The organism is Burkholderia sp. AU16741 (genome assembly GCF_002223345.1).
GTDB lineage: Bacteria > Pseudomonadota > Gammaproteobacteria > Burkholderiales > Burkholderiaceae > Burkholderia > Burkholderia sola.
In genome coordinates this window covers 114714-126854 of record NZ_NKEZ01000004.1, presented here as the reverse complement: position 1 = coordinate 126854, position 12141 = coordinate 114714, and the positions used below count along the sequence as shown (strand labels likewise).

The 12141-nt window shown below is 67.7% G+C and carries 13 protein-coding genes; 4 read left to right on the top strand and 9 right to left on the bottom strand.

The genetic code is table 11. The features are described from left to right. Positions 1–27: 27 nt before the first annotated feature. The 5 genes from CFB89_RS11955 to CFB89_RS11935 form a co-directional block, all read right to left on the bottom strand. A complete protein-coding gene (locus tag CFB89_RS11955; RefSeq protein ID WP_089468086.1) occupies positions 28–483 on the bottom strand; it encodes a VOC family protein in 456 nt (151 codons plus the stop codon). Between the two features lie 241 nt (positions 484–724). Further along, positions 725–1678 carry a transaldolase gene (gene tal, locus CFB89_RS11950; RefSeq protein ID WP_089468258.1) on the bottom strand — a complete coding sequence of 318 codons (954 nt, stop codon included), beginning with the start codon at positions 1676–1678 and terminating at the stop codon, positions 725–727. A 168-nt stretch (positions 1679–1846) separates the two neighbouring features. Beyond that, positions 1847–2998 carry a benzoate/H(+) symporter BenE family transporter gene (locus tag CFB89_RS11945; RefSeq protein WP_089468085.1) on the bottom strand — a complete coding sequence of 384 codons (1152 nt, stop codon included), beginning with the start codon at positions 2996–2998 and terminating at the stop codon, positions 1847–1849. 116 nt (positions 2999–3114) lie between these two features. Next, positions 3115–4290: a VWA domain-containing protein gene (locus CFB89_RS11940; protein ID WP_050018108.1), complete on the bottom strand. Its 1176-nt coding sequence runs from the start codon at positions 4288–4290 to the stop codon at positions 3115–3117. A gap of 21 nt (positions 4291–4311) precedes the next feature. Further along, positions 4312–5154 carry a MoxR family ATPase gene (locus CFB89_RS11935; RefSeq protein ID WP_089468257.1) on the bottom strand — a complete coding sequence of 281 codons (843 nt, stop codon included), beginning with the start codon at positions 5152–5154 and terminating at the stop codon, positions 4312–4314. A gap of 255 nt (positions 5155–5409) precedes the next feature. On the opposite strand from CFB89_RS11935, the gene CFB89_RS11930 reads away from it, so the two are divergent. Further along, positions 5410–5769 carry a c-type cytochrome gene (locus CFB89_RS11930; RefSeq protein ID WP_043189035.1) on the top strand — a complete coding sequence of 120 codons (360 nt, stop codon included), beginning with the start codon at positions 5410–5412 and terminating at the stop codon, positions 5767–5769. Positions 5770–5809: 40 nt separating this feature from the next. Then, complete coding sequence (locus tag CFB89_RS11925; RefSeq protein WP_089468084.1) at positions 5810–6169, top strand: c-type cytochrome; 360 nt, start codon at positions 5810–5812, stop codon at positions 6167–6169. Positions 6170–6276: 107 nt separating this feature from the next. On the opposite strand, the gene CFB89_RS11920 is transcribed toward CFB89_RS11925, so the two are convergent. Next, positions 6277–6744 (bottom strand): DUF1841 family protein, encoded by a 468-nt coding sequence (locus tag CFB89_RS11920; RefSeq protein WP_371090871.1) that lies wholly within the window; start codon positions 6742–6744, stop codon positions 6277–6279. 217 nt (positions 6745–6961) lie between these two features. Here CFB89_RS11920 and CFB89_RS11915 point away from each other — a divergent pair, with 217 nt between their 5' ends. Further along, the gene (locus CFB89_RS11915; RefSeq protein ID WP_089468083.1) at positions 6962–7891 is read left to right on the top strand and encodes a DMT family transporter; all 930 of its coding nucleotides are present in this window, start codon (positions 6962–6964) and stop codon (positions 7889–7891) included. A gap of 102 nt (positions 7892–7993) precedes the next feature. Here the strand turns inward: CFB89_RS11915 and nth are convergent, their stop codons facing one another. Then, a complete protein-coding gene (gene nth, locus CFB89_RS11910) occupies positions 7994–8638 on the bottom strand; it encodes an endonuclease III (protein WP_089468082.1) in 645 nt (214 codons plus the stop codon). Beyond that, positions 8635–9552 (bottom strand): electron transport complex subunit RsxB, encoded by a 918-nt coding sequence (rsxB, locus tag CFB89_RS11905; protein WP_089468081.1) that lies wholly within the window; start codon positions 9550–9552, stop codon positions 8635–8637. The genes nth and rsxB overlap by 4 nt, the downstream gene beginning before the upstream one ends. A 263-nt stretch (positions 9553–9815) precedes the next feature. Between rsxB and CFB89_RS11900 the strand changes: the two genes are divergently transcribed. After that, on the top strand, positions 9816–10448 hold the full coding sequence (locus tag CFB89_RS11900) for a TetR family transcriptional regulator (protein ID WP_089468080.1): 633 nt from the start codon (positions 9816–9818) through the stop codon (positions 10446–10448). Positions 10449–10558: 110 nt separating this feature from the next. On the opposite strand, the gene CFB89_RS11895 is transcribed toward CFB89_RS11900, so the two are convergent. Further along, a complete protein-coding gene (locus CFB89_RS11895) occupies positions 10559–12049 on the bottom strand; it encodes a polyhydroxyalkanoate depolymerase (protein WP_089468079.1) in 1491 nt (496 codons plus the stop codon). Positions 12050–12141 lie beyond the last annotated feature (92 nt).

Below are 12141 nucleotides of genomic sequence, written 5' to 3'. Positions count from 1 at the left end.
GTGAGGTGGCGGGCGTTCGTTCTTGCGTCAGCCCTGCGCGCGTTTCGCGAGATCCTCGCGCTGCGACAGATCCTCGACGTTGACCATCCAGTGCACGCCGAAACGGTCCTTCGCCATCCCGAAACCGAGCGCCCAGAACGTCTTGCCGAACGGCATCGTCACTTCGCCGCCGTCGGCGAGCGCATCGAACAGCTTCTGGCCTTCGTCGACCGTCGCCGGGTTCAGCGACAGCGAATAGCCGGCGTGCGCGGCCCCGGCCGGCTGGCTGCAGTCCCCGTCCGAGCACATGATCATCGACTCGCCGATCGTGAAGCTCGCGTGCATTACCTTGTCGGCCATCTCCGGCGACATCGGGTAATCGGGGTTCGGCGGGGCATCCTTGAAGTGCATCTTGAACATCGTCTTTGCGCCGAGTGCCTTTTCGTAGAACTGAAGGGCTTCGTCGGCACGACCGTAGAACGTCAGGTACGGTTGAACTTGCATCGCTGTCTCCTGGGATGAGCCGGGCCGGCGCGTCGGCGCTGGCGTGGCGTCGTGCAAGATTGACTGGGGAAAGGGCGCATCGGGAGGCGGCCGTCGCGCCCGTGACGTGGATTGTAGTGCGCGCGCTTGACGATGGAATGAAAAATAAAACGGCTGCGAGCACGAAGTTCGCAGCCGTTTTCGGCGCGTATGCTGACGCCTGTTGTCAGTCTTGCTGACAGCCGCTGACGCGCGGCGCGATTCAGCGCAGCGCGTCGATCAGCTTCTCGAGCTTCACCGCGTCGGCGGCGAACACGCGGATGCCTTCGGCGAGCTTTTCGGTCGCCATCGCTTCGTCGTTCAGCTGGAAGCGGAACGATGCCTCGTCGATCGCGACGCGCTCGGCCGGCTTGTCCTGCAGCGTTTCCGGCGACAGCTTGCGCGCGACCGTGTCGTTGCTCTCCTGGAGCTTCTGCAGCAAATCGGGACTGATCGTCAGCAGGTCGCAACCGGCGAGCTCGGTGATCTGGCTGGTCGTACGGAAGCTCGCGCCCATCACTTCGGTCTTGTAGCCGAAGGTCTTGTAGTACGTGTAGATGCGGCGCACCGATTGCACGCCCGGATCGTTCGCGCCGCCGTCGCGCGCTTCGTCCCATTCCGCGCCGGCCTGCTTCTTGTACCAGTCGTAGATGCGGCCGACGAACGGCGAGATCAGCTGCGCACCGGCTTCCGCGCACGCGGCGGCCTGCACGAGCGAGAAAAGCAGGGTCATGTTGCACTTGATCCCTTCCTTCTGCAGCACTTCGGCCGCGCGGATGCCTTCCCACGTCGACGCGAGCTTGATCAGGATGCGCTCGCGGCCGACGCCGGCGGCTTCGTACAGCTTGATGAGCTCGCGGCCCTTGTCGATCGAGCGCTGCGTGTCGAACGACAGGCGTGCGTCGACCTCCGTCGACACGCGGCCCGGGATCAGTTTCAGAATTTCGGTGCCGAACGCGATCAGCAGGCGGTCGATGATGAAATCGGTGCTTTCGTTGCGATGATCGCGGACGGTTTTCTCGAGGATCGGCTTGTACGCATCCTTCTGGACGGCCTTCAGGATCAGCGACGGGTTCGTGGTCGCGTCCTGCGGCTTGTATTGCGCAAGCTGCTGGAAGTCGCCCGTGTCGGCGACGACGGTCGTGTACTGCTTCAGCTGGTCGAGTGCGGTAGTCATGGCGATTCGGAAGAAGAGCGCGGGGCGCCGGGTTCTCACGGGCCGCGCGAACGCGGCGGCGAAGCGAAGCGGCGCCGGGCGCCGCTTCCGATCCATCATTTTAGGCCCGATTCGTGTCGAGCACGTTTTGGCGCGTCGGGCGCGCGCCGCGGTGGGCGGCGAGCCGCGTCACGCGGGGCGCCGCGCGTTCAGGATCACCTGCGTGACGACGCCCGCGACGAGCCCCCAGAACGCCGGGCCGATCGACAGCAGCGTGAGGCCCGAAGCCGTGACCATGAACGTGACGAGCGCCGCTTCGCGCTGCTTCACGTCCTGCATCGCGTTCGCGAGCCCGCTCATGATCGAGCCGAACAGTGCGAGCGCCGCCACCGACACGACGAGCGCCTTCGGCAGCGCGGCGAACAACGCGGCGATCGTCGCGCCGAAGATGCCGGCGATCAGGTAGAAGGTGCCGCACCACACGGCGGCCGTGTAGCGCTTCGCGCGATCCTCGTGTGCTTCGGGGCCCGTGCAGATCGCGGCCGTGATCGCCGCGAGGTTCACGCCGTGCGAGCCGAACGGCGCGAGCAGCAGCGACGCGAGGCCGGTCGTCGCGATCAGCGGCGAAGAAGGCGTCTGATAGCCGTCCGCGCGCAGCACCGCGATGCCCGGCACGTTCTGCGACGCCATCGCGACGACGAACAGCGGAATGCCGATGCTGACGATCGACGCGATCGAGAACGCGGGCATCGTGAACACGGGTTGCGCGAGCGCGACGTGGAAGCGGCTGAAGTCGAGCAGCCCCAGGCTGCCGGCCACCGCCGTGCCGACGATCAGCGTCGTCGGAATCGCATAGCGCGGCGCGAGCCGCTTGACGATCAGGTAAGTGAAGAACATCGCGAGCACGAGCGCGGTCTGGAACTGCGCGGCGTGGAATATCTCGATGCCGATCTCGAACAGGATGCCCGCGAGCAACGCGGCCGCGATGCCGGCCGGAATGCGCTTCATCAGCGTGTCGAACAGCCCGCTCATGCCGACGGCCGTCAGCAGCAGCGCGCATACGACGAACGCGCCGATCGCCTCCGGGTAGGGCACGCCGGGCAGCGACGCCACCAGCAGCGCGGCGCCGGGCGTCGACCATGCGACGACCACCGGCGCGCGAAAGCGCAGCGACAGGCCGATGGTCGTCAGCGCCATGCCGATCGACAGCGCCCAGATCCACGACGAGATCTGCGCATCGGTGAGGTGGGCGGCGCGGCCGGCCTGGAACATCAGCACGAGCGAGCTCGTGTAGCCGGTCATCATCGCGACGAAGCCGGCCACGAGCGTGGACACCGACATATCGGCAAAAAAGCGGCGGCCGCCGGCGCGGCTGGCGCTCGCGGGGGGGCGAAGGGTTCATGCTCTCTCCGGGGCGGCCGCTCGGACGCGGCCTGGGTATCTGCGGGTGGGTGTCGTTACTTGCTGAGTGCGCGCATCGCGGTTTCGAGGCCCGCGAGCGTGAGCGGATACATGCGCTGGCCGAGCACGTCGCGGATGATCGCGACCGACTGCCGGTATTCCCATAGCCGCTCGGGCTCGGGATTCAGCCATGCATGGTGGGGGAACTGGTCGGCGAGGCGGCGCAGCCACACGGCGCCGGCTTCCGGGTTGTTGTATTCGACCGAGCCGCCGGGCTGCAGCACTTCGTACGGGCTCATCGTCGCGTCGCCGACGAAGATCAGCTTGTAGTCGGGCGTGAACTTGTGTAGCACGTCCCACGTCGCGGTGCGCTCCGAGTGGCGGCGGCGGTTGTTCTTCCACAGGTGGTCGTACACGCAGTTGTGGAAGTAGAAGAATTCGAGGTGCTTGAATTCGGCTTTCGCCGCGGAGAACAACTCTTCGGTGCGCTTGATGTGGTCGTCCATCGAGCCGCCGACGTCGAGCAGCATCAGCACCTTCACGTTGTTGTGGCGCTCGGGCACCATCCGCAGGTCGAGCCAGCCGGCGTTCGCGGCCGTGCTGCGGATCGTGCCGGGCAGGTCGAGCTCCTCGGCCGCGCCTTCGCGCGCGAAGCGGCGCAGCCGCCGCAGCGCGACCTTGATGTTGCGCGTGCCGATCTCGACCGAATCGTCGTAGTCGCGGTACGCACGCGCTTCCCACACCTTCACCGCGGTGCGGTTGCCGTTCGACGGGCCGCCGATGCGCACGCCTTCCGGGTTGTAGCCGCCGTGCCCGAACGGCGACGTGCCGCCCGTGCCGATCCACTTGTTGCCGCCTTCGTGGCGTTCCTTCTGCTCGTCGAGCAGCGCCTTCAAACGCTCCATCAGCTTGTCGAGCCCGCCCATCGCTTCGATCTGCGCCTTCTCCTCGGGCGACAGCTCGCGCTCGAGGCGCTTCTCGAGCCAGTCGAGCGGGATGTCGAACGCCTCGGACGGCAGCGCGGACACGCCGTGGAAATACGCGCCGAACGCCTGGTCGAACTTGTCGAAGTACTGCTCGTCCTTGACGAGCGTCATCCGTGCGAGGAAGTAGAACGCATCGATCGACGGCGAGATCAGCCCGGCCTTCAGCGATTCGAGCAGCGTCAGGTATTCCTTCACCGAGACGGGCAGCTTGGCTGCGCGCAGCGCGTAGAAGAAATTGAGCAGCATGGCCGGGCCTTCGCGGGTGGATTACCGGTTGTGCCGGTTCATGTAGACGAGCCGTTCGAGCAGGCTCAGATCCTGCTCGTTCTTCAGCAGCGCGCCGGCGAGCGGCGGCACGACCTGCTTCGCGTCCGCGCCGCGCAGCGCGTCGGCCGGGATGTTTTCGGCGAGCAGCAGCTTCAGCCAGTCGAGCAGCTCGGACGTCGACGGCTTCTTCTTCAGGCCCGACACGCCGCGCAATTCGAAGAAGCTCTCGAGCGCCGCGCGCAGTAGTTCCTCGCGGATGTTCGGGAAGTGCACCGCGACGATCTTCTGCATCGTCGACGGATCGGGAAACTGGATGTAGTGGAAGAAGCAGCGGCGCAGGAACGCGTCGGGCAGCTCCTTCTCGTTGTTCGACGTGATGATGACGAGCGGACGGTGCTTCGCGCGAATGGTCTCGCGCGTCTCGTACACGTGGAACTCCATCCGGTCGAGCTCGCGCAGCAGGTCGTTCGGGAATTCGATGTCGGCCTTGTCGATCTCGTCGATCAGCAGCACGCTCGGTTGCTCGGCGTCGAACGCCTGCCACAGCACGCCCTTGACGATGTAGTTCGCGATGTCCTTCACGCGTGCGTCGCCGAGCTGCGAATCGCGCAGCCGCGACACGGCGTCGTATTCGTACAGACCCTGCTGCGCCTTGGTGGTCGACTTGATGTGCCACTGCAGCAGCGGCATGCCGAGCGCGGCGGCCACTTCCTCGGCGAGCATGGTCTTGCCGGTGCCGGGCTCGCCCTTGATCAGCAGCGGGCGTTGCAGCGTCAGCGCGGCATTGACCGCGAGCTTCAGATCGTCGGTGGCGACGTACTGCGAGGACCCTTCGAAACGCATGGCGGCGCTCTTCTTCAACGGGAAAAAAACCCAGTATAAGTCAGAAGGGCTGTCCGGGCGGGCCGCGCCCGCGTATCGTTGCGGGGCTGTGGCGGGGCTGTGGCGGGGCCTGCCGGGGCGCCGTATGGACGCATTCCCCGCCGACGCGGTACAATCTGGCCGTTTTTTTTGGCCTGCGTGGCGACCGACAAGCAAAACGGCGCGGGCCGTTGCCGCTTCGGCGCCAGTTTCCCCTCAAGCTAGGTTACAAGAGCTATGAACAAATTCGTCGGCAAACACGTCGTTGTCGCAGCGCTCGTGGCGCTCGCGGGCAGCGCGCAGGCGGCCGGTGTGGTCGGCAACCCGAAGGACGGGGCGAGCAAGGCCGCCATGTGCATCGGTTGCCACGGCATCCAGGACTACCGCGCGGCGTACCCGGAGGTCTACCGGGTGCCTGTCCTCGGCGGCCAGAACCAGCAATACCTCGAGAACGCGCTGAAGGCCTACCGCAAGAAGGATCGTCACTTCCCGTCGATGAACGCGATCGCCGGGTCGCTGACCGACCAGGACATCGCGGATCTGTCGGCGTACTACGCCGCCCAGAAGGCCGACTCGAAGGACAACCCCTACAAGTAAAGCGCGCGCCGCCGATCTCTCCGGCGGGACAGGAGCATTCATGAACAACGCATTCAAGACGGCGGCGGCGGCACTGGCGGCCGGCCTCGCGATCGGTACCGCGCACGCCGCGGACATCTCGAAGGGCAAGGAACTGGTCGAATCGCACAACTGCGCGGCCTGCCACGGCGCGCAGCTGAACAACCCGATCAACGCGGAGTACCCGCGCCTCGCCGGGCAGCACGCCGACTATCTCGTGTGGGCGATGCGCCAGTACCAGATGGGGCTGACGAACCCGCTGCTCGGCCGCAACAACGCGATCATGCAGGCGCAGGTCCAGAACCTGTCGGTCAGCGACATGAAGGACATCGCGTCCTACATCGAGTCGCTGAAGGAAACCGACCTCGTGTTCAAGAAGTAAGCGCGACGGGCCTCACGGGCTCGCGCAGCAAGAATGCCTCGCCTCGGCGGGGCATTTTTTTGTCCATTCCACTGCCCGGCGCCGGTCGATGTGCCGGCCCCGGGCGCTCAGTCGCGCGATGCGCGGCGCAGGATGCGCTGCAGGTAAGCGTCGGTATCGGGCGGCGTGTTCGTGCGCTGCGCTTCCCAGATCGTCTCGCCGAGGCATTCCATGATCGCGTGCTGCGCGTCGTGGGTCGAGTCGAGCTTCGCGGCCAGCTTGTCGTGCGCGGCGCGGATCCCGGGCGGCTGGTCGATCGACAACTGCTCGCTGATCGCGAGGTGCATCGACAGGTGCAGGAACGGGTTGGTCCGGCCTTCCTCGGGCGTGTAGTTGCGCGCGGCCGCGCCGTCGGCGTCGGCCAGTTCGTCGTGGTATTCGGGATGCTCGACGATCCAGTCGGCTGCGATCGCTTCCAGCGGCGTCAGGATCTCGCCCGCGCGCTGCTTGCGCCAGGTCTCGGTGAAAAAGCGACGCACGTCGTCGCGGCTTGGATTGAACATGGTGGGGAAACGTCGTGATTCGGGCGGCGTCATGCCGCGTCGCGCATTGTACGCCGGCGCGGCCGACGGCGCTGGCGGCGGTCCCGGTCCCGGCCGTTGCTGGCGGGAGGCGGGCAGGCGGCACGGCGAGGGTCGTTGCAGCCGCCCGCCGCGCAACGGGTAAGCGGGGGCTAGGCTCGCCGCCGCCGCGCCGCTACACTCCGACGATTCCCGTCACGACAGCCTTGCTCGCGCGCTTTCATCTTTCATCATGACCGCCACCGTCCGCTCATCGTCCGCCGCCCTGCAGGGCGCGCTCTACGTCGCGTTGTCCGCCGCCGCGTTCGGCGCGATGGCGATTTTCGGCCGCTATGCGTATGCGGCCGGCGTCGACGTGCTCGGGCTGCTGATCGTGCGCTTCGCGATCGGCGGCGCGGTGCTCGCGGCGATCGCGCGGCACCGCCGCGTCGCGTGGCCGCGCGGGCGCTCGCTCGCGCCGCTGGTGGCGATGGGCGCGCTCGGCTACGTCGGGCAATCGTTCTGCTATTTCAGCGCGCTGCAGCACGCGCAGGCGAGCCTCGTCGCGCTGCTGCTGTACCTGTATCCGGCGTTCGTCACGCTGCTGGCCGCGTGGTGGCTCGGCGAGCGCCTCACGCGCGCCAAGGCCGTCGCGCTGGTGCTGTGCGTCGCGGGCTCGGCGCTGATGGTCGGTGGCGGGCACGGCGAGCCGCTCGGGATCGCGCTCGCGCTGGCCGCCGCGGTGATCTACTCGCTGTACATCGTCGGCGGCACGAAGGCGACGCGCGGCGTCGATCCGCTCGCGACCACCGCGATCATCTGCCTGTCGGCCACCGCGACGCTCGTCGCGATCGCGGTCGTGCGAACGGCGGCGTTCGGCGCGCCGCCGCGCTGGCCGGCCACGGCCGGCGGCTGGGCGTCGATGCTCGCGATCGCGCTCGTGTCGACGGTCGCGGCCATGCTCGCGTTCTTCTCCGGGCTCGAACGGCTCGGGGCCGCGCGCACGTCGATGCTGTCGACGCTCGAACCGGTCGTGACGGTCGCGCTCGCGGCGCTGCTGTTCGGGGAAGCGTTGTCGCCGCTGCAGTGGGCCGGCGGCGTCGCGATCCTGGCGGCCGTGCTGGCGCTCGTGCGCGCGGGCGGCGCGGCCGCCGACGACGCGACGGCGACGTCCAACGCGTAGGCGGGAAGGGGGCGCCGCCGGCGCCGCAGCGGGGCCGGCCGGTTGTCGCGCGCGGCCCGAGCGGCCGGCGCGGTGCGTGGATACGTCAGCCGCGGCGGACGCTCACTCTTGGGGCGGCGGCGTCTTCGGCCGGAACTCGCACAGCGGCTCGATCGCGCAGTGCCAGCATTCCGGCCGGCGGGCCTTGCATACGTAGCGCCCGTGCAGGATCAGCCAGTGATGCGCATCCTGCAGGAATTCCTTCGGCGTGAACTTCTCGAGCGCGGCCTCGACGGCCCGCACGTCCTTGCCCGGCGCGAGGCCGGTGCGATTCGCGACGCGGAAGATATGCGTGTCGACCGCGATCGTCGGCTGGCCGAACGCGGTGTTCAGCACAACGTTCGCGGTCTTGCGGCCGACGCCCGGCAAGCCTTCGAGCGCTTCGCGATCGGCCGGCACCTCGCCGTCGTAGCGCTCGAGCAGGATCCGGCACGTCGCGACCACGTTCTTCGCCTTGGTGCGATACAGGCCGATCGTCTTGATGTACTCGGTGACGCCTTCCTCGCCGAGCGCGACGATTTGTCTCGGGGTGTTCGCGACCGGGAACATTTTCCGCATCGCCTTGTTGACCGACACGTCGGTGGCCTGCGCGGACAGCATCACGGCGATCAGCAGCTCGAACGGCGTCGAGTATTCGAGCTCGGTGGTCGGATGCGGATTGAGGCTCTGCAGCGTTTCGTAGATCGCGCGTCGTTTGCTGGCGTTCATGGAGCGTTCTGGTCGGGCGGCGCGGGCGGGCCGCCCGGTTCGTCGTTGTCTGTGTCGTTCGGTTCGTCGCTGCCGCTCGCGGCCGCCGTTTCGGCGTCGCGCCGCGCCTGCTGTTCGGCGAGCCGCTTGCGGCGTGCCTCGGCCGCGTCGATCTGTGCCTGGACGGCCGCGCTCACGCCTTCCGTGTTCTTCGGCCCGGCGCCTTGCCCGGACAGTTCTTCCTTTTTCTTGCGCGCGCGTTCGAGCGCGGCGGCGATGATCGCGCGTTTCTTCGCTTCGGCGTCGTCGGCCGGTGCGGCGGCCGGCGCGCCCGGCTGCGAACCGGGCTGCGCGGCCGAGGGCTCCGCGGCCGGCTTCACGGCACTGGCCGCGCGGCGGGCGGCGGCACGTGCTTCGGCGGCCTCGCGTTCGCGGCGCTGGCGCGCGAGCCGCAGGTCGTGGCGTTCGCGCGCGGCGTCGGCCTGTTCCTGCGACCACGCATCCCAGCCGGTGCGATCGCCGGTCACCGGCAGCATCGCGATGCAGTCGACCGGGCACGGCGGCACGCACAGGTCGCAGCCCGTGCACAGCGACGCCACGATCGTGTGCATCTGCTTCGGCGCGCCGACGATCGCGTCGACCGGGCACGCCTGCATGCACAGCGTGCAGCCGATGCACAGGTTTTCGTCGATGAACGCGATCGCGCGCGGATGCTCGCTGCCGTTGACGGGATTCAGCGGAATCACCGGCTTGCCGAGCAGGCTCGCGAGGCGGGCGATGCCTTCGGCGCCGCCGGGCGGGCACTGGTTGTAGTTCGCGTCGCCGGCGGCGATCGCCTCGGCGTACGGACGGCAGCCGTTATAGCCGCACTTCGTGCATTGCGTCTGGGGAAGCAGATCTTCGATGCGATCCGCGAGTGTTTTGGAATCGGTCACGGTGACAACAGGCTGACAACAGGCGCAGCGGCGCCGAATGGCTCTCGGCCGCGTCGGGCTCGGCCGGAAAGGTTTGCCAAAGCTCGATTATCGCCGATTTCCCGCATTGCGCCGGACGCCGTCTATGCGCATAATCGAACCGCTTTTTTGCAGGGGCTCAGCAGGAGGGCGGCCGCCCGCGGCGCGCCCGTTCCAGGGCGGCCGGCGCCGAGGCGGTGGGGGTGCCGGTCCGAATCAAGCGGCTCACATAGCAAAGCGCCACCATGAATCAGCCAAAAATCAAAAGAGATCCTGAAGGCACGCGGCGCCGCATCCTGATGGCGGCAGCCGAAGAGTTCGCGAATGGAGGGCTGTTCGGCGCGCGCGTCGATCAGATCGCGCGCCGGGCCGAAACGAACGAGCGCATGCTCTATTACTACTTCGGCAGCAAGGAGCAGCTCTTCACGGCGGTGCTCGAACACGCGTTCTCCGCGCTGACGGAGGCCGAGCGGGTGCTGGATCTCGACGGCGTCGCGCCGGTCGAAGCCGTCACGCGGCTCGCGCATTTCGTGTGGGACTACTACCGCGACCATCCGGAGCTGCTCCGGCTCATCAACAACGAGAACCTGCACGAGGCGCGCTATCTGCACAAGTCGACGCGGATCCGCGAGATGATGTCGCCGATCGTGGAGAAGCTCGGCAACGTGCTGATGCGCGGCCAGAAGGCCGGGCTGTTCCGCGGCGACGTCGATCCGCTGCGCTTCTACGTGACGCTGTCGGGGCTCGGCTACTACATCGTGTCGAACCGCTTCACGCTCGCCGCGACGCTCGGCCGCGATTTCACCGACACCGACGAGCGCGCGGAGATGGTCCGGATGAACACCGAGGTGCTGCTCGCGTATCTGCTGCGGCGCTGACGCGACGAATGGGCGAGCCGATGAGCCGCCCGTTCGCGGCCGCGGCCGGATAAAAAAACGCCGCCGTTGCGCGAAGCAACGGCGGCGTTTTTGCGTCGGAACGCGGCGCGTCAGGCGGCCTTGCGGGCCCGCACGGTTTTGGCGCGCGGGCTGCCAGCCGCGCGTTTCGCGGCGGGCGCGGCCTTCGCGGCGGGCGTCCGGGCGGGCGCGACCGTCACGGCCGGCGTCTTCGCGCGCGTGCGTTTCGCGGCGGTGGCGCGCACCGCCGTTTCCGGCTCCGGCTTGGCGGCCGGCACGACGCCGATCGTGGTCGCATCCTGCGCATCGACGGGCAACTTCGTCGCGCCGTGCTTCGGTTCCGGCGCATGCTCGCGAATGAAGTCGCGCAGTTGCGGATAGATGATCGTGCGCCAGCGGCGGCCCGAGAAGATCCCGTAGTGGCCGCACTTCTCGGCGGTCAGGCTGCGGCGATCGTCCTGCGGGATGCCCGTGCACAGCTCGTGCGCGACGTGCGTCTGGCCGCTGCCCGAGATGTCGTCGAGTTCGCCCTCGATCGTCATCAGCGCGGTGTGCTTGATGTCCTGCGGCCGCACGCGCTCGCCCTCGACGTCCCACGTGCCTTCCGCGAGGCGGAATTCCTGGAACACGACGCGGATCGTCTCGAGGTAATACTCGGCGGCCATGTCGAGCACCGCGTTGTATTCGTCGTAGAAGCGGCGATGCGCTTCGGCGTCGTCCTCGTCGCCGCGCAGCAGGCTCTGGTAGAAGTCCCAGTGCGACTGCGCGTGGCGCTCCGGGTTCATCGCGACGAAGCCCGTGTGCTGAAGGAAGCCCGGATACACCTGGCGGCCTTCGCCCGGATAGTTCGCGGGCACCGTGTGGATCACGTTGTTCTCGAACCACGCGGTCGAGTGTTGCGTGGCCAACGAGTTCACCGACGTCGGGCTGCGGCGCGCGTCGATCGGGCCGCCCATCATCGTCATCGTGAGCGGCGTGTCCTCGCCGCGGCTCGCCATCAGCGAAATCGCCGCGAGCACCGGCACCGTCGGCTGGCATACCGAGATCACGTGCAGGTTGCGCGCGCCGATATGGCGGATGAACTCCTGGATGTACGCGATGTAGTCGTGCAGGTGGAACGGGCCGACTTCGACCGGCACCATCCGCGCGTCGATCCAGTCGGTGATGTAGACCTTGTGATCCTGCAGCAGCGTGCGCACCGTGTCGCGCAGCAGCGTCGAATGGTGGCCCGACAGCGGCGCGCAGACCAGCACGACCGGTTCGTCCTTCAGTTGCGTGACGGCGTCGGCGTCGTCCGAATAGCGCTTGAAGCGCAGCAGCCGGCAGAACGGCTTCTCGATGATCGTCTGCTCGACGATCGGGATGTTGTGGCCGTCCTTGACGATCTGATGAATGTTGAATTCCGGCTTTTCGTAATCCTTGCCGAGCCGATACATCAGCTCATAGGCGGCCGCCATCCGCGGCGCGCCGGGCATCAGCGAGAACGGACTGGAAGGATTCGCGAACGACTTCGACGCGGCCTGGGCCCAGGCCGTGAGCGGGCTCAGCATCGCCCGCTGGAATTCGTGCAGTTGGTAAAGCATGCAGGCTACTCCCGCGTGGGGGGACGGTGCGCAAGGGCGGCGTATGGCGTCGCGGCGTGCCGTGTGGGTCAGCGGCCGGCCATGTTGCATTG